The organism is Bacillus sp. UNC437CL72CviS29, assembly GCF_000482345.1.
In the GTDB taxonomy this organism is placed as follows: Bacteria; Bacillota; Bacilli; order Bacillales; family Bacillaceae_G; genus Bacillus_A; species Bacillus_A arachidis.
The window spans coordinates 13,491-32,455 of the sequence record NZ_AXVB01000006.1; the positions used below are offsets into that span (position 1 = coordinate 13,491).

Sequence of the window (18,965 nt, forward strand, 5' to 3'; positions counted from 1 at the left end):
TATTTCTTAATAGGTTCTTAAAAAATTCTGAATTCATTTATACCAATATAAAACCAAATAACCTTCAATCTAAAAATAAAGGAAGTAGGTTATTTAGTTATTCATTTCGTGAGCTTAATGCTCAAGTCAATCATTTTTCACATGGTTAAACTATATTAGAAAGGATAACGTTTTTTGGTACTTAATTACGAGTATTAAAATCTCTTAAGTTGGTAGCGATGGATGCTCCCCACACTCATCAATTAAAAAAAGGAACTGACATCTCAAAGTGACTACCTGTAGAGAAACAAATCTTCGTTTAGAGGATACTTCAAAACCCTAGTTTGATGGCGATGTGGCGGGACTTCATGCCTATCAACTTAAGAACTTGCTTTATTCAATTTTTTTAGAGTAAGTTGTTTTTTGAACCAGAAAGGCATATTTTAAACTATAAAAACTATGACAAAACTTATTCGATTTTCCTTTTTGCCTACTTGCTAAATTCAGCAAGTAAAATATTTTTAAAAGGATCAGAATGACTAATTTTATGGCCATTCAAATTGATGGCCAATATATGCTTGCCTCCAAGTGTGCCTCCAGCAAAAGTTGAAAAGCCTGGAACACCGCCTGTGTGTCCCCATATCGAGGTACCGTTTTGAAGTTTAGTTTCATAGATTCCAAGACCATATCCATCGATTTCTTCTATTCCTGTAGGAACTGTAGTAAGCATTTGTTTTAGTTGCTGTCCCTTCAATAATTTGCCACTAAGTAAGTAAGAGAAAAATTTGTTTAAATCTTCAGCAGTAGAAATCATATCTCCATCCGAGCTACCTGGGTTAGAATAAGTAACATCTTTTAGCTCACTTTCTCCGTCATATCTTTCATATCCACGGGCATGCTTGGTGCCTGGAATAACCGTTGAATTACCAGGTAGAAATGTATTCGACAATTCAAGCGGTTCAATAATTCGATTTTCAACTTCTTCTGCATAGCTGTTTCCAGTTACTTTTTCAATAAGGATACCCAGTAATACGTATCCCGTGTTTGAATAAGACCAGCCCTTTCCTGGGGCAAAGTCTGGGGGAAGAGAAATCCCCATCTTTACGAATTCTTCAGCTGTATACGATTTTTTTGTATCTTTAATATCAAAGTCTGTTGACTTTATGTAGTCAGCGATACCACTTGTATGATTCAATATCTGCCGGATAGTAATCTGTTTACTATCATATCCGTTTCCTTGAATAACACCAGGCAACCATTTTTCAATGGAGTCGTCTAAATTTAAGCGGTTTTCTCCAGCTAATTGAAGTAGCACTGTTGCAATGAACGTTTTCGTCACACTACCAATGCGAAAGCGAAAATCTGCTTTCATTGGTTTCTTGGTTCTCAGATCCGCTATCCCAGCGGTATAACTCCAGGTTTTACCACCTTTAGAAATTTGAGCGAGTATTCCAGGGTATCCAAGTTGCAGTACATCCCGCATTGCTTTCTTAACGGAAGTACGATCGCTTTGAGTACTTGTTTGTAACGAACTAGATACATTTTGCGTGGGTTCTGCTTTTACAATTGAGGCTGGTGTTATGTATAACAGGGAACTTCCAGCTATTAAAATTGCTAGACTTGCAGATGTAATTTGGCTACGTGTTTTCATAAAGTATTCCTCTCCTCTATTTATATTGCATAGTTAGTTGCTTGCTGTTTCATATTAACCACACAGCTATTATCTCCACCAATGACAAAAGGTCAGAATTGAATTCGTAATCATATTCATAATTATTATTTTTACAAACGCCATTCTGTCCTAAGTAAGTCCCTCTTTTTCCATATGTATGTTAACCGTTAACACTAGAAATTACTTTTTTCCTTGAAACAATCTTGTTACTGGTTTGTTTTTATAAATAGGTCATACTTGTTTCCCATTTCACGCCTCTTTATATTTTTAACATACACAATGAAGCTCTCCCCTCCTCATTTGTTATTAATGGGTAATAAACTGCTCCTTGATTCTAAGGGTTTTTCTGTCACATATGTTAGTGTCAAAATGTCATGACTTTTATGACATAACTATCAATACAGCCTTATCCACTCAATTTTTGTTGTTCTTTATAAATATGACAGAAGTTCACTATCTACTATGACTCGCCGCTTGCTACGCTCTGTTCATAAGCTAGCGAGTCGCTAACTCGTTGAGCTAACAAAAAATCCTAACTAAATAAAGGAGCGTTCAAAAATGAAACAAGCAATTAACAAACTGGGGATCGTTGCAATTCTTCTTTCTTCATCAACTATGATTTCTGCATGTTCCCAACAATCATTAGAAGGAGAAACATCAAAACCATCGGCATCCACAACTAATATTGAAATGATGAGAGGACCCAATAATAAAAAAGAAATAGAATCTTTTGCTGATCCATTATTTGAGGAAAAAATGAAAAAGTATAATGTGAATGGTTCTAGTTTTGTCGTCGTTCATGATGGAAAGGTTGTTGTTAATAAAGGGTATGGATATGCTAATAAAGAAAAGAAAATTCCTGTTACTAAGGACACTGTCTTCCAAATTGCTTCAGTCTCAAAAACTTTTACTGCCTTGGCTGTAATGCAACAAGTCGATAAAGGAAATCTTAAACTAGATCAAGACGTACAAAAATATCTTGGTGGATTACAAATACCTAATCAAACAGGGGAACCTCTAACACTGTTTGATATGCTCACTTATACCAGCGGATTTGATTTTCCCGACCTTACAAATATAACTGGACCTGAATATGTTGATAATAACAATAGCATACCAATGAAGGAATTTTTCTCTAAACATATGCCAACGGTAGTACGGCCACCAGGGGAAGTTTATACGTATGACAACGTCTCATTTGCGCTCGCAGGGTTTGCAGTAGAGAATGTTACTAACAGCCCTTTCTCCAAATATATGGAAAATAATATTTTTAAACCATTAGATATGAAATCTACAAGTATGAGCTTTACGCCTGAACTTTTAGAAAGAATGGCTACACATTATGGTCCCACTGGTGAACCGATCCCAACAAACGGGAGCGGTTTAAGGGATACGCCACAAGGAGGCATTTTATCTACTGCAGAAGACATGTCAAAATACATGATTATGCAACTACAGAAAGGAAAGTTTAAAGGCAAAGAAATTGTAAGTAAAAAAAGCATAGATATGATGCATGCCTATCAAGTTTTTGATGATAAAACCAACCCTGTTGCGACAATTGGATTTGAAACGCCTTTTAATAAATTTGCTAATGGTCAACACGTTGTAATAAAAGGGGGAAGTATGCCTGGACATCAATCACTGATGATTTTAGTACCTGAACAAAAAACAGCTTTCTTCATGTCTTACAATAATGATTCATCAATGAGCATAGACATATATGAAGCTCTCATGGATCACTATTTCCCTGCTAAGAAGAATGCAGCAAAAACAAGTTATCTCCCATTAGAGGAAAAGGAAGCTCATAAATACCTGGGCATATTCCAAAACACACGTTTAGCTGCAATTCGCACCCACTTTACCTATGAAGATGGGAATTTGGTCATGGAAGGGGGATTATCCGGAAAACAAGTTCTCAAAATGATTCATCCGTTGTTATTTGAAGATTCGGAAGGCAACAAAGTTGCTTTCAAAAAAAATGCAGCTGGAGAAATCACATATTTTCACTATACTTCTCCTAAAAGCCTAGATTTTATGGCTGACGCACAAAAAATTAACAACAAACCGTCCTTAGCGGATGTCCCGCAAATGAGTAACTATAGAAGCCATATCGATAATCTTTATGCTTTAGATATCATGGATGCTAAAAAAGGTAATTTATTCGATCCGATGGGTACTATGACACAAGGAGAATTTGCTGATTCCTTGTTGCGTGCACATGGGTGGAGTAGTTTTCCAGATGAATCCAAAGAGGCCAAAGAGAAATCTACCATAGGTATTCCTGGATATGACCGTACAGCTCCAATTACTCGACAGATCGCAGCAACCATGATTCAAAACTTAAAACAGATTCAACCTGATCAAGCTAATAAAGTTAAATTGCTTGATGCGGCAGATGATTGGGCAGTCCAATCGATTCAAGCACTTGCCTCCCAAGGAATTCTAGGTCCTGATACTTCCATCAATGCTGATGGATCCTTTATCTTCCGTCCGAAGGATTTGTTACTGCGTCAAGAAGCAAGTGCCTTGCTGGATTTAGCTTTTAACTATTATGCACTGCCTATCAAACGACAGTAGATATTCACCCTAAATTGAATCATAAAAAAATTGGATGATGGTATCTCATCAGCATCAGGCGAAAATATAACAAGAAATTCAACTATATAAGATCTTTATGCAAACGGAAATCATTCGAAGCATAACCCGATACATTTGAAGTTTTAGCATTTAAGGTTCTGGTGCAAATACTTCAGGAGAGGCATAAAGAGGCGAAACGTTTCTTAGTGGAACCTATTTTATGCTGGAAGGTCGAATAGTTGATGAATGAGGTTTACTTGATTTCGGACAGACTTCTCCCCTTGGAGGGTTTGTCCTTTTTTCATCATATGCACGGCTTCTACTCCTGCAAGAATTTGTTTGGCAGTTTGAAAGGACTTTAATCCTAACATGGAACGAACCTGCTTTTTAATGAAGCGATGATCTTGTTCTACGATGTTATTAAGATATTTTATTTTCCTTATTTGGATGCCTAAAGGCATCTTTTTCTCCTTCTTCAGCTCTTCAATCGCCACAGGATAGGCGGGATTCTTATCAACTGTAATCACACGAGGTATTGAAACATGAAAAGACCGCAAGGCTTTCTTAAAGAATCGCTTTGCAGCCTTGTGGTCCCTTGTTTTACTTAGATAAAAATCAATGGTATTTCCTTCTGAATCAACTGCACGATACAGATACATCCACTGTCCTTTGACTTTGATATAGGTCTCATCCACTCGCCAAGAATCGTTGGTTTTCTTAAGATGACGACGAACTCTGTTGTCCAGTTCAGGACCATATTGATGAACCCAACACATGATGGTTGTGTGAGCAATAGAGAAGCCTCGTTCTTCCATCATTTCCACATCGCTATCAAGCTAACAAAACAAAATACCCCCAAAACGAAAAAATTAACATCCCCGGGTGAAAATGTACAATTTTTTGTTTTAGGAGCATTATAATATTCTTAAGTTGATGGATGTGTGGTGCTACTCTATCGCTATCAAGCTAATATTTTGCAGCACCCCAAAAACAAAAATTAAGACCCTTTTGTAACTAAGAAGGTCATTTTATCGTTTTTGCGGTGACTTGTTTTCTTGGCTTGATGGCGACGTAACGGTACCCTAGTATGTAGAAATTTAAAAAAGTCCCTTCATAATGCTAAAGGGACTTTACTCACACAAATGATCTGCACATCAATTCATCTTTGATATACAGATCATTTGTATGATAATCTTTATAAATAATTGCGGAATAATGAACTTACATTACTGCTTTTAAAAGCTCTCCTACTAATGGGATGATTCCACCTACAAATTTTAAAACTGCCATTGCGATTGTCATGTTATTTCCTCCTCTTTTGTTATTGCTAAGATGTGATTTATCTTTATGCTTTCATAATAGTAAGCGCTTACATTTTTATCAATACATTCTTATATACAATATTACATATGGAGGTACCGTCAGCATTTTGGAAAAAACCACGCTAAGTAAAACATACAATAAGCTGTCCATATGGGCAGCTTATTGTATGTTTTACTTAAAATCTCTTTATTTACATGTATAATTATATCAAGAGTCAAAAATTTTAGAATTGAGGTGAACAGTATGAAAAGTTTTGGTATGTTAGTATGCTCTACTATCTTTTCAGTACTCCTAGTATATTATAATATCGATTCCTTTTATAATAAATTTACATCAGGGAATACATATTATTGGGTAAATGGTATTCTAGCTACTGGATTCCTTATATCCTTAATTATCAACATAAAAGATATCATCAAGAAAAATTACACAACTTCTGAAGCAAATTAAGGAGCCTATTATGGTTCCTTTTTCTATTTAAAATAAAAAAGAAGTGGATTCGCTACTTACAATTATAGATATCCAATAAAGATACTTAATTACAAATATAATTATTTTATTTATAATTATATTTAGAAAATGGAATAGAAAGGTCTTGGTAATATGTTGGGTATTGATGTTATAAAAACAACAGAGGAATTAATTATTAAATGGCAATTAACAAAAGTTAATATTCCATTAAACGAAATTATTGAAGTTACTGAAGATGACACTTATGCTGGTGTTGAAAAAAATGATGCAATTCGAATTGGGACACCTTATGCTACAACTGATCGCATCTTAATTAGAACTAGCAAGCAAGATTATGTACTATTTACTACTAATAAAGTTTCAATTTTAAATAAAATAAATGCTTAATAATTCAATTGGTTTGACATGATTTTTTAGAAAAAAGAGGACTAATGTAAAGTCGTCTTTTTTTCTTTTAACAAATTTGAAAGATTTCAATTTCCTCTCCTTTACTTAACCTTACTAACTACCTATTCAAAAATAATGCTTGTTTCCCTGCATAAAAGGCAAATTAACTCTATAGGGGTACCTCCCAATGCCCATTAATGTAGATTTGAAATAAAGTTCAATTAAAAACTAGCTAAAAAAATTGATTTCATTATAATAGAATCCCAATTATTTTGAAGAAAGATTAATCAAAATAATTGGGATTAGTTATTCTATACTACAAAATTTTATAAAAAAGTTTGACCATTTCCATGATTCATAATTACAACCCGTGATTGAATTAGTCCATGTTGTTGTCCCTTAGGAATTGTATAATTTGTCTTTTGTGGTGGTTATCGTGGTCTGTAAATTCCTTAACAAAATATATAAGTGAATAAGGTGTTCCAGTATGCGGACAATGGGTTACACCGTTTGCAGTTAATGAATTTTTTAACTTTTCGGTTGGCAATTCGTTAAGTTCTTTTACAAGTAATTCCCTTGTATCTTTTGCTTCTTCAAGAAGTTTTGATTGTGATATGCCCGATTTTGCGTAGCTTGAAGCTTTTTTATTATATGTATCAAAATCTGGAAACTCCATTCCCTTTTCATTTTGAACAGATGGGAGGATTTCTGTTAATAGATAATTATCCCAATTCATAATATGGGCTATTATCTCACTTACAGACCATTTACCCTCGGCTATCGGTTTAGATCATAATGTTTCATTGATTTCTTCTAAAGTGCTTAACCAAGATGAATAATGACTAAAATTACTAATTATGTTTTTTACCTCACTCAATTTTCTCCCTCTTTTCTAAGATAAATCAATATAATTATAACAGAAAACCCCAAATGAACAAACGTACGTTCTTATCTGTATTTTTAGTTACAAAACAACAATCTTTAAGAAAACTCCCATTATAAATAATCAAGCTTTATTCAAAATCAATATCAAACCTCGTTAGTGCAATAAGAAAAACCGAAATCTCATCTTTAATAAGACATTTCGGTTCATCTTTTTTAGAAACGTCGCAACTTTTTTCAAAACCTCGCGTCTTTCTTAAAAACATCGTGACTTTATTTCAAACTCACAATTAAGCTAAAATTTTATAGTACCCCCAGTACGAAATTTTGTACTAACTTGCAACAAAAAAGCTCATTTTTTCGTTTTGGGGTAATTCTGAATTCTTAAGTTGATGGGCATGGGGTCACCATATCAAAAAAGAAAATTGTACGTTTAGACACAAATTTTACATATTTTGATTAGTTACCTGTACATTAAGGAATTTGCTTGTATATTTGAGGAGATGTATGAGACAGGCATAATTTTGAGGGAATCCAGTATTTTCTATTCAAATATGATAGAATGGAAATATATCCAAAACGGAGGGAAAACAAATGAACTCAAACACAAAACAGTTTATTTATGATATCCAGCAAAGAAAGAATAATTATATAGAAGATGTATTAACAGCAATAAAACACCCTCAAAAAGAGCAATCTGAACAAGTCATTCAAAATATAGTAGAGAAAATGGATATGATGATCAGTTTAGTTACTACTTATATGGCCGTTGAATCAGAATCAATGAAAGAATTAAAAGAGCTTCAGGAAGAACTTATTCATGCTCAAACATATATTCAAAAACGGAAATTTGAAGAAACACAGAGATATAACCCTGTGTTTTTACTAGGTGGACTATGACACTAATTTTTTATAAATCTGATTAGATATAATTTGATTATTGTTTTGGCATAATCCATACAATTTGTTGAATGCGTACAATATATGGCATCGTATCTTCAATGAGCAAATGATCTGGTTTTACATCTTTTAACTTTCCTCTTACATTACCTCTTACAGTTTCAATAACCACATGTTTACCAATTACTGATTGTAATGTCTGATATACGTAGGGATTGGGTGCACTTACCATATGTTGTTCACTCAAGTTATTTCCTTCCGAATAACTCATTCTATAAGACTCCTTTCTAGCTTGCATTCTTTCTCCTAATATATGATATAAATCTTATCAATATGCTAGAAGGATAATTCATTATAGGAACGGAAATAACATTTTATTAAGGTACGGTTTCTATTTCTACATTGCTAAAAAAATGATTTATATAAAGTTATTTTTACTAGTTAATAGGAGATGATATAGGGATATTTTGAATGTACATCTAGGCTGTTCCTTTTAGGATATGTATCATTTTAAATACGCCCTTTATTAGAATAGTTCTCATACTTTTTTTGAGATTCTTTCGTAATACGTGCGTTAAGTAAAATTGCTAACAATAAAAACACTCCATATTTTCCCCCTGCAACTCCTATGATAATCACACTACTACAAACAAGTACAATTAATAGGATAAACGAAACTAAATAAATACGATTATAATTCTTTGACATCTTCTCGTATTTTATGCGTTCTTTCCTTGCATCTATCTAAATTCTTCCTTTAAATGATCCATTTCACTCTCAAATAAATCTCGCCCTTAAAAAGGAAACAATCTATCGTTTTAAATAATTAGTTTGTTTTTTTATCAACTAATTTATATAACGTAAAAAGAAATCCTACCAATATTAAGCTTTCCACCATGATAATCCCGACCCTCTCCTTCCTTTTAACCCCAACACATCAGATAAAAGTTATGTATATCCCATATTAGCTGCAGCAAACAAAAAGGATCCCCCCTTCTCTTAAAGGCTGATCCTTTTCTCCTTACATGCAACTATTTTTACCTATTCTTGATTAATTAGAATAACAGCTAGTCCATCTACACGAATGCCACCAACTTCGATTTTTTCATAAGGCTCAACTGTAATAGAAATAATCCCTTCCCGCTTCTTTAATTCATTACTCAATTCATTTGTTAACATTTTTTCATGTGTGCACTCCTTCTTAATGCTTAATTTACTATTGTTATGTAAATGAAATTAAAAATGATTTCCTGGTCTGGAAACCATTTTTGTAGTTAACCATATGGTTTTACCAGTTCGTTTATCAATTTTACGTAGAGAAGATAAACAATTACTCTTCACTGTCTCAGTAGATGTAAGAAATTCTTAAAGATAGCAGTGAGATTGATTGTTTTTTCTTCTAGAAATAATGACTTAGATAATATATTACCTAAAACAATGAAAGCCCTACCTCTCTTTCATCCTTACGGCTCCTTGTCCGCGCCAGTGTGAATCAGGATTGCAAAAATCAAGTGACTATTTAACCTAGTTATTTGATGGAACTTCGAACGTTCGTAAAAGAAATTTTATAATAAAAATGGATTAGGTTGAAGTAATAACAAAAGAGGTTCCTACTCTAAAAGTGAGTTGAAGAAATTGAATGTCTTTGAAATGATTTACTTTTGATAATAATCATTTTCCCGAAAAATTCAGGATATTTCCGGGAGGTGTAATACATTATCTATAATGAACCTTAACAGAAACTTTTTATTTGATTTTCAGTGATTCCTTTAATTAATCCTAGTTCACTAATCAAAAATTCATGTGCGTTATCCAACATTTTTTTTTCGCTTGTATTAAGTGCCTTTTCTTTCTTCATACGCATTAAATCACGTACAACTTCAGCACCTTCTTGTATTTCACCCGTTTTTATTTTGTCCGTGTTCACTTTATACCTTTGTTTCCACGGCAATAATTTATCTGATTCTCCATGCTGAAAAATGTGTATAATGTGTTCTAATGCAAGTATATCAGTAACTGGTCGTATACCCGAACTTAATATTTTACCCATAGGAATCATGACTTGCATATTACTGATTGACATTTTTATAACATAATACTGTTGTTTTTTCCCTGAGAATTCTTTTTCTTCTATGGCTTCAATTATACCTGCTCCGTGCATTGGATAAACAATGTTATCGCCAATTTGAAACATATAATCCACCTCCATATATGGTAACCTTCTTAAGCTTAACATATATGTTGTTTTTTATCAAATATTTCATAATATCATAAAATTATTTTTAGTGTCAATCTCTTTTTCTTTAAAAATCAAATTAAATAAAAACAGCACCAAAAGAATAGGGAGTGTGCCAGATTTCTAATGAAGGGAAGGAAAATTTCCCCGCGCATATTCTGAAACCGCTACTCATTAACGTAGATCAGTTTTCCCTTGAAAACGACCAAATCGATCTCTTATTTTTTTCAATTTTGTGTGGTACTCCAAAATCTCAATTCTTGCTTTTTCAGCTAAGGTGCAATTGGTCGTAAGCCCTTTAACCCCCAATAATCAATCACGACATCAAGTACTTGATCAAAATATTGTAGTGGTCCATAGTTAGCTTCTTTTGCAATCACAGCCATTCTATTTTCAAAATCAGGCATGAAAGCACCTGGCATTTTAAAATTTCTAATTATATTGGCAATATGATAGCAATAATTAGGTTCCAATTCTAAATGTGTTCGAATGACGTCTCGATAAAACGCATAATGAAGAGTTTCATCTTTTGCAAGACGGCGTAATAATGTAGCAACATCTGGATCATACTTACTTGCAACCTTAGCGACATTATTGTAAAACACCATCGTTGCAAGTTCTTGTAGCGTCGTATACGTCATGGCTTCGATTGGTGTATGAAAATCAGGCTCAAATCCACCCTCAACGACTGACTTTCTTAATGATTCTTTTGCAAAGTTTTCTAAACTAAGCTACACTTTCGAAAAAGAAAACGAGGAGAATCACAGGTGGGATATTTTAAAGGGAAACAGTTCAAAAAGGATATTATTTTAATAGCCGTTGGCTACTATTGTCGTTTTTCTTTAAGTTATCGCGATGTGTCTGAAATTCTCAAAGAACGTGGTATTTCTATTCATCCAACAACTATCATGCGCTGGGTTCATGAATATGGAAATCTTATCTATCACATTTGGAAGAAGAAAAACAAAAATACATTGTTATCTTGGCGTTTGGATTAAACCTATATCAAGGTGAAAGGGAAAGGGTGTTATTTATATCGAGCAATTGATAAAGAGGGGCAAACACTTGATATTCAACTTCGTCAAAAACGGGACACACAAGCAGCATATGCCTTTATGAAAAGACTTGTTCGAACTTTTGGAGAACCAACGGTTCTGACGACAGATAAGGCCCCTTCTTTAGCTTCCGCATTCAAAAAATTAAAGGAGATAGGTCTTTACAAAAATACCTTTCATCGTACAATCAAGTACCTCAATAATATCATTGAGCAAGATCACCGACATGTGAAACGTCGCTCCCGTTCTTTAGGATTTCAAAGTCTTCGCCATGCCTCACGAACTGCTAAAGGTATAGAAACTGTTCATGCTATATACAAACAAAAACGAAGTCTTCAACCAAACTTCGTTTTTTCGACGTATAACGCATTACATGAATTATTAATAGTTTCATAAAACTGGTCCACAATATTCCCCCATCTCTTTATGTCTTCGGAAACTTTGCAACAGAACCGTGCAAATTATCTCCTAAAGTGACACTCTTAATTTTGTATTTATTTTCCATAGTTGCCCCTCATTCCATGAATCGTTTCCGTACCCATAATTCGATTGTGTAGTTAACTAATTATTAAATGATATTTGATTCCCCTTCTCGCTTAAACCATCATTTGACTTTTTTATAAAATCTATATTTCTCAATTTATATTTATATAATATGCAAAATTGCATATTCATTATGAAAACCTAGAAAACTCAACAGTTTAAGGTCTTGTACAACCAAAATGTAAGTAAACAAACCGGAATAATTTGAATCATTTCCCATTTTTTACAGTCTCCTACCTTTACAGGATGTATATATAAAAATATAATTTTCAAAAAATATAAATATTCTGTTTAAAACAGGGTGTAAAAACAAAGGAGAAGAAAAAATGAAGAAATCCGTCGTTACATTACTAGCAACCGGAATGGTTTTAGGCGCTCCATTTTCAAGTGCCTTTGCAGCCGAACAAGTATCACAGCAAGAAGCTTTGAACAAAATGGAAGTCGTTCAAAAACAGTGGAATGATGAAAAAGGAAATCCATCCTTCCTTTCAGGTGAATTATCTGATAAAAAGGTCGATTCAGAAAAGGCAGTAAAATTGTTCCTTGAAGAAAATAAAGAATTATTTAAAATCAACCCACAAACTGACTTAACACTGAAAGAAGTAAAGTCAGATGATTTAGGAATGAAACATTATGTGTACATTCAATCTATTAATAAAGTTCCAGTTGATGGGGCACGTTTCATTGTTCATACAAATCGTGATGGAAAAGTAACAACAGTAAACGGAGACGTACATCCTGCTGCCGCTGACCGTTTGAAAGGAAATACAAAGGCAAAGATTTCAAAAGAAACTGCCATTTCAAGTGCATGGAAACATATTAATCTAGCAAAAAAAGATACACTGGTAGAAACAAATGGGACTCCGTTAGAACAAATAAAAGAACAAGCAAACTCTACAAATGAAAAAGCAGATTTAGTTATTTATGAAAAAGACGGGAATTATTACTTAGCTTATAAAGTACAATTACAATTCGTTAAACCTTATGGAGCAAACTGGCAAATCTATGTAAACGCAGTAGATGGAACAATTGTAAAGTCATATAATGCAGTTACAGATGCAGATACTCCGCAAAAAGGCTATGGTAACGGCGTATTTGGGGATCGAAAAAGCCTGAATACAACTTACAGCAGTCAATATGGAAAATACTATTTAAAAGACACAACAAAGCCGATGAACGGTGGCTTTATTGTTACAAATACAGTTAAAAATGCTACTAATTGGCAAAATCCAACTAATTACTCTCTATTCGATGCGGATAATGCTTGGGTAGATAAGAGCCAAGGTCCTGCAGTTGATGCTCATTTTAATGCAGGAAAAGTATATGATTATTATAAAAATGTTCATAACCGCAATAGTTTTGACGGAAACGGTGCAACAATTCGTTCTGGAATCAATTTTGGAACCAAGTACAATAATGCATTTTGGAATGGACAACAAATGGTTTATGGAGATGGTGATGGTGTTGAATTCGCACCGCTGTCAGGTTCACTTGATGTTGTTGCACACGAACTAACACATGCGGTAACTGAAAAATCAGCTAATCTTGAGTACCTAAGTCAATCCGGGGCACTAAATGAATCTTTTTCTGATGTATTTGGATATTTTGTTGATCCAACCAACTGGGATTTAGGAGAAGCTGTATATACGCCAAGAGTTGCAGGAGATGCACTTCGCAGCTTATCAAATCCTGAAAAGTATGGCCAACCTACTCATATGAATAACTATCAATATTTACCAGAAACAGAGGAAGGAGACAATGGCGGCGTACATATCAATAGCGGTATTCCAAATAAAGCTGCTTATTTAACCATTACTGCTATTGGTAAAGAAAAAGCAGAAAAAATCTATTACCGTGCTTTAACAACGTACCTTACACCAACAAGTGATTTCAGCAAAGCACGTGCTGCTTTATTACAATCTGCCGCTGATTACGATGGCGTTAATAGTGCAACATATCAAGCTGTGCAAAAAGCTTGGAATGACGTAGGAGTAAACTAATAGTTTCATTGATAGAAGAGTGAAAAAGGACAAACTTGCTAGGAGTATCTGGCGAGGTGTCCTTTTTTCACTGTATTAGGGGTACGGAAACACCGCCAGCAAGTTAACAAAACCGAGATATACCCAAACCGAAAAAATGGGAGTATCTCGGTTTTATATATCCAACTCAATTTCTTTGTTCATACAACAAAACTTATATTTTTTCCACTATTACAGGGACAATTCTCATAAATATTTGCCGGTCGTTTGTAATCTTTGATTGCTTTCCTTAAATCCGATATCTTCATTGAATTCCAATCCCAAGATGTAATAGAAATCATAGGTATCACAAATTGTAGCATAAAGAATCGTTGCCGTGGGCCTAATGTGCGTATATATCAAAAGCAACTCTTTCATTGAGAACAAAGTCGATTCTATATTCTGTTCTTATGTATTATGTAGTAATGGTGGAAATAGCCGTTTTATAAATTAATTGCTGTTTACCGTTCACCATCAATAAAATTGTAAATCTATCAATACCAAGTATTTGACCAGAAACTCGAAAACCATTTTTAAAAATGACCAACACTTTTTCTTTTTTATTTTTCAATTGTTCATAGTACCCATTTTGTATATTTTGCATTGATATTCTCATCCCCCTTTTACATCATGGTACCATACTTCAGCTAAATGTATTGTTATTAAGTATCGTATTAGGAGGGATTAATGAAGGAAAAGTAGTAGGCGCATTGAATGAAAACATACATCTTTTAATCGAAATCAATTTTTATCTAATTTGAATTTTTTTACTTTTTTGTTATTATTTTATTATAGGTCAGTATTTAGAGAGCATTATTATATTAACAATTTTGCATAGATTTAAAAGGAGAAGGCATGAAAAAATTAATTGAAAAATTAGTTGAATCCATAATAGAATCAACTTCTATTACAGACATATGTGATAATCAAATATGTAACACATTAAGCCCTGTAATAGATTTTGTCATCTTTCCAGAATATCTTATTTTTAATGCGACTACGTATTCCAGTAAAATAGTTTCCTTATTAATTTTTTTAGCTATAATTGTTGTATTTGGACTTCTATTTGAATTCATTCTAAAGAAAGCATTTAAACAAGGTGCTCTTTTAGAATTAACGATAAAAATTTTTGGAAAAATAATGACCATTGCAATACTCTTTTATGGTATTAAAATAGTTATATATTTAATACGGTTTAAAAAATACTAAACTAATTTTTTGTTAGGAAGTCGCCAATCACCATTTAACTAAAGCGAAATTGTATCCCTAACAGAGAAAAAAGCAACCTATTTGGATGCTTACATGATTGTTTAGGTTCTGTATCGTAGATTAAAAGAACTTGAATAAAGTTCTGTTTAATTTGTAATTAAACCACAGAGTGGCCCCTCATTACCAAAATCGTTTCTGTACCCTTTATTCTTCTTTCTTTGATTCTTTTTTAATTTTTCATTAAACAATAATTAAACTTCTATTCAAATAATTTTTATGGTAATTTTAGGTTATATTTTACAATTTGTTGCAAGGGGTTGAATGCGTATTAATATGTTAGAAAATGTAAATAACGCTTCTGAAATATTACTAGTTTTATCTGCATTTTGTTTATATATATATTTAAGGAAAATTAAATTAGAAAGAAAATTTACCCGTTTTGAGCTTCTAATGTATATATTGTCACAATTCGCATACATTCTGTGGGGAATTAGTTTTATCGCTAAAATATGGGGATAAAAAATCAAAAGATGTTGGATCTCATATAAAGCAATCTTTATTTTAAGGTATCTCGGCGGTAGTCCCAGCAAAGAATAAAAAGTTTCAACTTCCAATAACGATAATTATGTAAATGAGCTGTCCAAATGGACGGCTCATTTTATTTTTTGTTTAGCGTGGGGGGGTTTCGAAATGCTGGCGGTACCTCAAGTTGTTCAAGTCGGAGAAAGAAATCTTAGAGTGTCTTTTCTTTTTTCAAAAGGACCTGCTCATATATCATTTAAAAACATAAGGTAATGTAAACCGTGAAAACACATGAATGACCCAACGTTTCCCCCTCTTATCAAAAGGAGGAACTATTTTATGGGCTTTGGTGGTAGTTGTGGAGGCTGTGGCTTTGCTGGAGGATTCGCTTTACTCGTTGTCCTCTTTATATTATTGATCATAGTTGGAGCTGCTTGCTTCTGCTAAAAAAACTATCAGAAAAGACACTCTTATGGGTGTCTTTTCTTTATGCGGTACCCCATGCCCATCAAGCTAAAATTTTGAAGTACCCCCAAAATGAAAATTTTCTTTCTCTATAGTTAGTTATTTTGAGAAGTCGGCTGTTTTTTTCGTTTTGGGGGTGTTTACTTTTCTTAAGTTGATGGGTATGATCCTACACCCCCTTCTCAACCATTTCAAAAGAGCCTTTATTTCACATTTTTTTCACAAATTAATATCCCAAAATGTATAAGAATTCGCGGCTTTATAAGTTCTCATCATAGACATAGTTTTTATTGTATTAATGAACACTTTTTGAAAGCATATTCGGACGTGATGAAATTGTCTAAATTTTTTGTATTATAAAATTGTAAGATTTCATTTATCCAAGGAGGGGTATCATGGGTGAGCATAAACTGCATCAGCAACAATCAGAAAGTAATGAAAAAAATTCATTAAAAGGTACATTAATCTCTGTTTTTTTTGTTGGATTTTTCATTATTTTCACTTGGTTTAGCGTCTATCAAATTTTTGTCAATCGTTTATAACACATTGTTTTTTTAAGGAGAGATGGGGATATGCACTTACATAAATACGAAAAAATTTGGCTCATTTTCGGTGTCGGCTCACTGTTCGTATTTTTGGCTATTTTAGGAATTAGTGCTTTTTATATGGGAAACAAACCACCGAGTTGTTTAACTACAATTGACCCAGAAAAAGTTCATGCAACCGCACCATTTGATCAACCCGGTGTGAAACAAGTTGGAAAAAATCATTATCAAGTTACGATTGTCTCACAAGCTTTTTCTTTTACACCAAATACAATTAAAGTACCAAAAGGTGCAAAAGTAGATTTTGTTGTTGCGACAAAAGATGTTGTACATGGGTTTGAAATCGCAGGTACAAACGTCAATATGATGATTGAGCCTGGCTATGTAAGCACAGCTTCACAAGTATTTCAAAAAGCTGGAGAGTATTTAATTGTTTGTAATGAGTATTGTGGTACTGGTCATCATATGATGAGCGCGAAAGTGGAGGTGACAGAAAAATGATTGCACTGCAAGATAAAATAAGTAAACGAGATGCAAAATTAGCTATGGCTCATATACATGTCGCATTTATTGCTCTTTTTCTAGGTGGAATATGTGGCTTACTGCAAGTTCTCGTTCGTTCAGGTAAATTCAATTTACCTGCTGGGATTGGCTACTATCAAGTATTAACAACACATGGCGTTTTACTCGGACTTGTATTAACAACGTTCTTCATTATTGGCTTCTTATTTGCTTGTATGAGTAAAACAACGGGTGTCCTATCAAAAGGTGTTCGAAAAACAGGCTGGATTGGTTTTTGGCTTATGACAATAGGGACAACAATCACCGCTATTTTTATTCTACTCAATAAAGCTACTGTACTCTATACATTCTATGCTCCATTAAAAGCACACCCTGGATTTTATATCGGACTTACCCTAGTTATTGTTGGAAGTTGGTTCAGCGGCTTTGCAATGTTTGCTCAGTATCGTACATGGAAAAAACACAACAAAGGAAAGATAGGTCCCCTGTTAAGCTTTATGGCTGTTGTAACAATGGCGCTATGGCTTGTTGCAACTCTTGGCGTTGCAGCTGCAGCACTTATTCAATTTATTCCATGGAGCTTAGGTTTAGTTGATAAAATCGATGTTTTGGTCAGCCGAACACTATTTTGGTACTTCGGTCATCCACTCGTTTATTTTTGGCTTCTTCCCGCTTATATGGCTTGGTATGTCATTATACCGAAAATTATTGGTGGTAAAATTTTCAGTGATTCACTAGCTCGGTTGTCATTTATTCTATTTTTACTATTTTCTATGCCTGTAGGATTCCACCATCAATTAACTGAACCAGGTATTGACCCAGGGTGGAAATACTTACAAGTTGTCTTAACATTTATGGTTGTTATTCCATCTTTAATGACGGCCTTCTCTTTATTTGCAACCTTTGAACAGTTCGGCCGTTCTAAAGGAGCTACTGGACTATTTGGATGGCTTCGTATGCTTCCATGGGGAGATGCTAGATTTTTCGCCCCATTCGTCGGTATGCTTATGTTCATACCAGCTGGTGCCGGCGGTCTTGTTAATGCAAGTAACCAACTCAATCAAGTTGTTCATAACACTGTATGGGTAACTGGACATTTCCATTTAACATTAGCGACTTCGGTTGTATTAACGTTCTTTGGAATTGGTTATTGGCTCGTTCCACATTTAACAGGACGCGTCATGACAAAAGAAATGAACCGCCTTGCTATCATCCAAACTTGCGTGTGGGCTATCGGTATGTTCTTTATGTCTGCTGGTATGCACTTTGCTGGACTACTCGGAGCACCTCGTCGCTCTGCATTTTCTACATATGGAAATTCACAACAAGCACTTGAATGGATTCCCTATCAAATTGCGCAAGCAGTCGGAGGAGCGATTTTATTTGTTGGAATCGTAATAGCGATTATTATTTATTTAGATCTTGTCTTCTTTGCACCAAAAGGTCAAACAGAGTTCCCAATCGGTGAAGTAGCGGATGCCTCTGAACGGACACCGATGGCTTTCGATAATTGGAAACTTTGGATTGGCATTACAGCGCTACTTATTTTATTCGCTTATACCATTCCATTTATTGATATGATTCAAAATGCTCCGCCTGGTTCGAAAGGCTTTAAATTATGGTAAGTGAAAAGCAGAGGGGAATCCCCTCTGCTTTATT

General features: G+C 34.0%; 16 protein-coding genes and 4 pseudogenes. 11 read left to right on the forward strand and 9 right to left on the reverse strand.

Annotated elements, in window-relative coordinates; genetic code table 11:
- Positions 1–469: 469 nt before the first annotated feature.
- Positions 470–1,630, reverse strand: coding sequence for a serine hydrolase domain-containing protein (locus tag M014_RS0107315; protein WP_026591136.1), 1,161 nt, complete (start codon positions 1,628–1,630; stop codon positions 470–472).
- Positions 1,631–2,209: 579 nt separating this feature from the next.
- Between M014_RS0107315 and M014_RS0107320 the strand changes: the two genes are divergently transcribed.
- Positions 2,210–4,228: a serine hydrolase domain-containing protein gene (locus M014_RS0107320; RefSeq protein WP_026591137.1), complete on the forward strand. Its 2,019-nt coding sequence runs from the start codon at positions 2,210–2,212 to the stop codon at positions 4,226–4,228.
- A 218-nt stretch (positions 4,229–4,446) separates the two neighbouring features.
- Here the strand turns inward: M014_RS0107320 and M014_RS0107325 are convergent.
- Positions 4,447–5,052, reverse strand: a pseudogene (locus M014_RS0107325) (IS6 family transposase); the annotation flags it as partial.
- Positions 5,053–5,794: 742 nt separating this feature from the next.
- Between M014_RS0107325 and M014_RS28035 the strand changes: the two are divergent.
- Together M014_RS28035 and M014_RS0107335 are read left to right on the forward strand one after the other, a co-directional pair.
- Positions 5,795–6,001 (forward strand): hypothetical protein, encoded by a 207-nt coding sequence (locus M014_RS28035; protein ID WP_081810984.1) that lies wholly within the window; start codon positions 5,795–5,797, stop codon positions 5,999–6,001.
- Between the two features lie 153 nt (positions 6,002–6,154).
- The gene (locus M014_RS0107335; RefSeq protein WP_026591139.1) at positions 6,155–6,409 is read left to right on the forward strand and encodes a SunI/YnzG family protein; all 255 of its coding nucleotides are present in this window, start codon (positions 6,155–6,157) and stop codon (positions 6,407–6,409) included.
- A 379-nt stretch (positions 6,410–6,788) separates the two neighbouring features.
- Here the strand turns inward: M014_RS0107335 and M014_RS26585 are convergent.
- Positions 6,789–7,286 (reverse strand): annotated as a pseudogene (locus tag M014_RS26585) (DinB family protein).
- A gap of 599 nt (positions 7,287–7,885) precedes the next feature.
- Between M014_RS26585 and M014_RS0107345 the strand changes: the two are divergent.
- Positions 7,886–8,191 carry a hypothetical protein gene (locus M014_RS0107345; RefSeq protein ID WP_026591140.1) on the forward strand — a complete coding sequence of 102 codons (306 nt, stop codon included), beginning with the start codon at positions 7,886–7,888 and terminating at the stop codon, positions 8,189–8,191.
- A 37-nt stretch (positions 8,192–8,228) separates the two neighbouring features.
- Here the strand turns inward: M014_RS0107345 and M014_RS0107350 are convergent, their stop codons facing one another.
- From M014_RS0107350 to M014_RS26595, 5 genes and pseudogenes are all read right to left on the reverse strand, one after another.
- Positions 8,229–8,462, reverse strand: coding sequence for a YuzF family protein (locus tag M014_RS0107350; RefSeq protein WP_026591141.1), 234 nt, complete (start codon positions 8,460–8,462; stop codon positions 8,229–8,231).
- A gap of 239 nt (positions 8,463–8,701) precedes the next feature.
- Complete coding sequence (locus M014_RS0107355) at positions 8,702–8,935, reverse strand: hypothetical protein (RefSeq protein ID WP_026591142.1); 234 nt, start codon at positions 8,933–8,935, stop codon at positions 8,702–8,704.
- A gap of 297 nt (positions 8,936–9,232) precedes the next feature.
- On the reverse strand, positions 9,233–9,370 hold the full coding sequence (locus M014_RS29115; protein WP_035414715.1) for a BC1881 family protein: 138 nt from the start codon (positions 9,368–9,370) through the stop codon (positions 9,233–9,235).
- Positions 9,371–9,923: 553 nt separating this feature from the next.
- Positions 9,924–10,385: a CarD family transcriptional regulator gene (locus tag M014_RS0107365; RefSeq protein WP_026591143.1), complete on the reverse strand. Its 462-nt coding sequence runs from the start codon at positions 10,383–10,385 to the stop codon at positions 9,924–9,926.
- Between the two features lie 216 nt (positions 10,386–10,601).
- Positions 10,602–11,128: pseudogene (locus M014_RS26595) on the reverse strand (acyl-ACP desaturase); the annotation flags it as partial.
- Positions 11,129–11,194: 66 nt separating this feature from the next.
- On the opposite strand from M014_RS26595, the pseudogene M014_RS26600 reads away from it, so the two are divergent.
- Positions 11,195–11,878 (forward strand): annotated as a pseudogene (locus tag M014_RS26600) (IS6 family transposase).
- Positions 11,879–12,351: 473 nt separating this feature from the next.
- The gene (locus M014_RS0107385) at positions 12,352–14,025 is read left to right on the forward strand and encodes a M4 family metallopeptidase (RefSeq protein ID WP_026591144.1); all 1,674 of its coding nucleotides are present in this window, start codon (positions 12,352–12,354) and stop codon (positions 14,023–14,025) included.
- A gap of 433 nt (positions 14,026–14,458) precedes the next feature.
- On the opposite strand, the gene hfq is transcribed toward M014_RS0107385, so the two are convergent.
- Positions 14,459–14,647 (reverse strand): RNA chaperone Hfq, encoded by a 189-nt coding sequence (hfq, locus tag M014_RS0107390; RefSeq protein WP_026591145.1) that lies wholly within the window; start codon positions 14,645–14,647, stop codon positions 14,459–14,461.
- Positions 14,648–14,898: 251 nt separating this feature from the next.
- On the opposite strand from hfq, the gene M014_RS0107395 reads away from it, so the two are divergent.
- The 5 genes from M014_RS0107395 to M014_RS0107425 all read left to right on the forward strand — a co-directional run bounded on the left by M014_RS0107395 (position 14,899) and on the right by M014_RS0107425 (position 18,931).
- Positions 14,899–15,252 (forward strand): hypothetical protein, encoded by a 354-nt coding sequence (locus tag M014_RS0107395; RefSeq protein WP_026591146.1) that lies wholly within the window; start codon positions 14,899–14,901, stop codon positions 15,250–15,252.
- Positions 15,253–16,113: 861 nt separating this feature from the next.
- Positions 16,114–16,221 (forward strand): YjcZ family sporulation protein, encoded by a 108-nt coding sequence (locus M014_RS28045; protein WP_000505670.1) that lies wholly within the window; start codon positions 16,114–16,116, stop codon positions 16,219–16,221.
- Positions 16,222–16,634: 413 nt separating this feature from the next.
- Positions 16,635–16,781: a cytochrome c oxidase subunit 2A gene (locus M014_RS29120; RefSeq protein ID WP_090691183.1), complete on the forward strand. Its 147-nt coding sequence runs from the start codon at positions 16,635–16,637 to the stop codon at positions 16,779–16,781.
- A 30-nt stretch (positions 16,782–16,811) separates the two neighbouring features.
- Positions 16,812–17,285 (forward strand): cytochrome c oxidase subunit II, encoded by a 474-nt coding sequence (locus M014_RS0107420; protein ID WP_026591148.1) that lies wholly within the window; start codon positions 16,812–16,814, stop codon positions 17,283–17,285.
- Positions 17,282–18,931 carry a b(o/a)3-type cytochrome-c oxidase subunit 1 gene (locus M014_RS0107425; RefSeq protein WP_026591149.1) on the forward strand — a complete coding sequence of 550 codons (1,650 nt, stop codon included), beginning with the start codon at positions 17,282–17,284 and terminating at the stop codon, positions 18,929–18,931. The genes M014_RS0107420 and M014_RS0107425 overlap by 4 nt, the downstream gene beginning before the upstream one ends.
- The last annotated feature ends 34 nt before the right edge of the window (positions 18,932–18,965 follow it).

What these genes read in the sequence shown, in the direction of transcription:
- M014_RS0107315 (WP_026591136.1), bottom strand. Translation starts at nt 1,630, where the DNA reads ATGAAAACACGTAGCCAAATTACATCTGCAAGTCTAGCAATTTTAATA.
- M014_RS0107395 (WP_026591146.1), top strand. Translation starts at nt 14,899, where the DNA reads ATGAAAAAATTAATTGAAAAATTAGTTGAATCCATAATAGAATCAACT.
- M014_RS0107320 (WP_026591137.1), top strand. Translation starts at nt 2,210, where the DNA reads ATGAAACAAGCAATTAACAAACTGGGGATCGTTGCAATTCTTCTTTCT.
- M014_RS0107335 (WP_026591139.1), top strand. Translation starts at nt 6,155, where the DNA reads ATGTTGGGTATTGATGTTATAAAAACAACAGAGGAATTAATTATTAAA.
- M014_RS28035 (WP_081810984.1), top strand. Translation starts at nt 5,795, where the DNA reads ATGAAAAGTTTTGGTATGTTAGTATGCTCTACTATCTTTTCAGTACTC.
- M014_RS29115 (WP_035414715.1), bottom strand. Translation starts at nt 9,370, where the DNA reads ATGTTAACAAATGAATTGAGTAATGAATTAAAGAAGCGGGAAGGGATT.
- M014_RS0107350 (WP_026591141.1), bottom strand. Translation starts at nt 8,462, where the DNA reads ATGAGTTATTCGGAAGGAAATAACTTGAGTGAACAACATATGGTAAGT.
- M014_RS0107425 (WP_026591149.1), top strand. Translation starts at nt 17,282, where the DNA reads ATGATTGCACTGCAAGATAAAATAAGTAAACGAGATGCAAAATTAGCT.
- M014_RS0107365 (WP_026591143.1), bottom strand. Translation starts at nt 10,385, where the DNA reads ATGTTTCAAATTGGCGATAACATTGTTTATCCAATGCACGGAGCAGGT.
- hfq (WP_026591145.1), bottom strand. Translation starts at nt 14,647, where the DNA reads ATGCAAAATATACAAAATGGGTACTATGAACAATTGAAAAATAAAAAA.
- M014_RS0107420 (WP_026591148.1), top strand. Translation starts at nt 16,812, where the DNA reads ATGCACTTACATAAATACGAAAAAATTTGGCTCATTTTCGGTGTCGGC.
- M014_RS0107385 (WP_026591144.1), top strand. Translation starts at nt 12,352, where the DNA reads ATGAAGAAATCCGTCGTTACATTACTAGCAACCGGAATGGTTTTAGGC.
- M014_RS28045 (WP_000505670.1), top strand. Translation starts at nt 16,114, where the DNA reads ATGGGCTTTGGTGGTAGTTGTGGAGGCTGTGGCTTTGCTGGAGGATTC.
- M014_RS29120 (WP_090691183.1), top strand. Translation starts at nt 16,635, where the DNA reads ATGGGTGAGCATAAACTGCATCAGCAACAATCAGAAAGTAATGAAAAA.
- M014_RS0107345 (WP_026591140.1), top strand. Translation starts at nt 7,886, where the DNA reads ATGAACTCAAACACAAAACAGTTTATTTATGATATCCAGCAAAGAAAG.